The following is a 2,828-nucleotide window of genomic DNA, read 5'->3' on the forward strand; positions in this document are numbered from 1 at the left end:
ACTTTGCTTGACCTGCCAGACCCGATTGCCGAGGCGTTCAACTCTGGTCGCGCCAAGGACGTGACGGTTATCAACGAGCTGGTGACGGCTTTCAAGAAGAAGCCGGAGGAAGTCACTGACTGGCTGGGCGACGAGAACCAGGAAATCACGCGGGGTTCGGTCAAGCTGCTGCGCGAGTTCCTGGACGACAAGCGCAAGCAAGAGCAGCAAGACGGCGGCGAGGGTGCTGGTGCCGAAGGCGAGGGCGGCGAGGACGCCGGCCAAGAAGGTTCGGACGCCAAGAAGAAGGAAAAGGTCGACGATCCCGACAAGCTGAAAAAGGCCATCATCCAGGTGCAGCATGACGAGCGCCCGGCGCGGCTGATCTTGAATCGACGTCCACCGGCCGAGGGCTTCGCCTGGTTGAAGTACGACGATGACGGCCAGGAGTTCGAGGCCAATCTTGCCCAGGTGCAGCTTGTCGCGTTGCTGGAAGGCTGATCGACCCAATCGAACCGGGACAAATCCCCACCACGAACCCGCCGACCCGGCGGGTTTTTTTTCGTCCGTCGCGCACCAAGCCGGGCTTTAGCCGCTAAAAAAGTTTAGCTATACCGCTTGACAAGTAATAATAATAAGAATATTATTCTTCTTACCTTATCAAGTCACCGGAGCCGCACACATGGAACTGACCAAAGACACCCGCGACCGCATCTTTGCCGCCGCCGATTCGCTGTACGAGCAGGCCGGCCGTGCGGCCTTTCCGACTGTTGACGCCGTGCGCAAGACGGCCAGGGTCAACATGAACGACGCGAGCGCCGGCATGAAGGACTGGCGACGTGCGCAGACGGCGCAGGCCGCCCCGGTGGCCGTCCAGGTTCCCGAGGCTGTCATGCAGGCCAGCAGCGCGGCACTGTCTGCCTTGTGGCAGGAGGCCCAGGAACTGGCGAACGAGTCTTTGCGGGCTGCGCAAGCGGGCTGGGATGCGGAGCGGATCGAGGCAGAAACGCTCAACAAGCAGATGGCCGACGCCTTCGAGGCGCAAAAGGCCGAGCTGGAAGCTGCTCAGGCTCGAATTGATGAACTGGAAACTGCTGGCCGCCGGGCGGCCGCCGATGCCGAGGTGCAACGTCAGCAGATCGAGGAAGCGCGCAACGCCCTACTGGGCATGCAGCAGCGGGCCGCCGTCGCCGAGCAGCGGGCCGAGGAAATCGAGCGTCGGGCGTCAGACCTGCGCACCGAGCTTGACCACGCGCACCAGGAGGCCGCACAGGGCCGCGCCGAGCTGGCCGGAGTACGCCAAGCCCATGCCGCCGAGATTGGGGCGCTACGGTCTGATTTGGCCGCCTCCCAGGCCAAGGCCGAGGCGGCGGCAGAGAAGGCGGCGGCCGCAACCGACGCGCTGCGCACCGAGTTGGTTACTGTGAAGGCCAAGGCCGAGGCTGCCCAGGAGGCGCACCAGGAGCAACGCAAGCAGGCCGCAGCCGAGGCACACCGCACGGCCGAGCGCATGACGGCCACACAAACCGAGCGCGACCAGGCAAGCAAGGGTGAACGCCAGGCGCGAGAAGAGGCGGCCACGTTGCGCGGCCAATTGGATGCCCTCAAGGATCAGAGCGCACAATTGATGCAGGCGGTCAAAACTCAGGGTGAAAAGCCGGTGCAAAAGCCCAAAAAAGACTGATAAATCGAACGCTTTGCGATAAAATGGAGTGTTGCTGAAACGCGACAAATTACAAGCAACCAGGTCAAAAACGCACCTTTTTGACAGAAACCGACAATAAAGGAGCATCCAGATGAAGCAACGCCTTCTTGTAAGGAACGGGCAACGTCTTGTTCAGAGCGAGCAAGGAGGACAGTGGAATACGGACAAGGTGGAGAAAGCTGGGTCAGTGAAACCCGGCATCTACAACATCTACCTGTCCAGTCAGGTCGACAAGGCAAAAGCCCATGATGGCGTGATCGTGTATGCCGACAAGGATCATATCTACCAGCAAGTCGGCAAGAACTTTGTCATGCACAACCGGGCGGATTTCGATAAACTGCCTGAAATCGGCGCAAATTCAAGCGTCAAATACGACAGCGGCAAGGCGGTAGTAACCGCATCGTCGATTAAGCTGGGGCGAGGTATATCTTGATTGCCAACTTTAGCCGCTAAAATTCAGGAGGCGCATTACATGATCCAGTCCAAGGAATCGCAGGCGACCCGGCCGGGTCTGCAACTCGCCAAGCCGGGGTTGGATGCCGTCGCCCAGGCGGACGCTCTTTTGGAGCGCGCCCAGGAGGCCCAGGCCGAGCAAACGGCGCTTCTTGAGGCTTCCCCCTTGGAGTCCCAATACAGCGCCGCTTTCGCGGCGCAGGTTGAAGCGAAACACGACCAGGCCGAGCGCATCGAGGATCGGCTTGAAAACTTGATCGAGCAGCAAGCATCACGCTTGCAGCAAACACAGGCCAGCCAGCCCGGCCTTTTCTCGCGCCCTGGTGCCCGCGCCAAGTGGCAAAGCCAGATTCAGCAGCAGCAGAGCGCCATGCAGCGCCTTCACGGCCGGCTTGAGGCTGTGCGCGAAATCAAAGACGGCATGGGTGCTCACGGCCCGCGCATTGAAGAGCTTGCGCACCGGAAGGTGCGCGCCCAGGAGCCGGGGCTTGCGAAGGACTGGGAAGAAATGCGGGAAGCCGAACGGCTTCATCAAGCCTTGCTGCGCAAGCAAGAGCAAGAGAAGAAGCAAGCCTTGGAGCGCGAGCGAAGAGGCGAAAATCTTGGGCGCGGTTTGCGCCTTGGCTTGACCCAAGCCTGATAAAGGTTATTTATGCCCATCCCCTCGAAAAGGTAAATCCGCAATAACTTG

General features: G+C 60.4%; 4 protein-coding genes. All 4 read left to right on the top strand.

The window, feature by feature from the left end:
* Positions 1-480 (top strand): transcriptional repressor KorB C-terminal beta-barrel domain-containing protein (locus PHT20_RS16540; protein WP_301021394.1); only part of this gene is annotated, 480 nt, incomplete at its 5' end.
* A 181-nt stretch (positions 481-661) separates the two neighbouring features.
* The gene (locus tag PHT20_RS16545; protein ID WP_300087820.1) at positions 662-1,663 is read left to right on the top strand and encodes a DNA-binding protein; all 1,002 of its coding nucleotides are present in this window, start codon (positions 662-664) and stop codon (positions 1,661-1,663) included.
* A 112-nt stretch (positions 1,664-1,775) separates the two neighbouring features.
* A complete protein-coding gene (locus PHT20_RS16550) occupies positions 1,776-2,117 on the top strand; it encodes a KfrB domain-containing protein (RefSeq protein ID WP_301021395.1) in 342 nt (113 codons plus the stop codon).
* A 39-nt stretch (positions 2,118-2,156) separates the two neighbouring features.
* The gene (locus PHT20_RS16555) at positions 2,157-2,777 is read left to right on the top strand and encodes an IncP plasmid survival protein KfrC family protein (protein ID WP_300087816.1); all 621 of its coding nucleotides are present in this window, start codon (positions 2,157-2,159) and stop codon (positions 2,775-2,777) included.
* The last annotated feature ends 51 nt before the right edge of the window (positions 2,778-2,828 follow it).

This window comes from Rhodoferax sp. (assembly GCF_028715765.1).
Lineage (GTDB): Bacteria > Pseudomonadota > Gammaproteobacteria > Burkholderiales > Burkholderiaceae_C > Rhodoferax.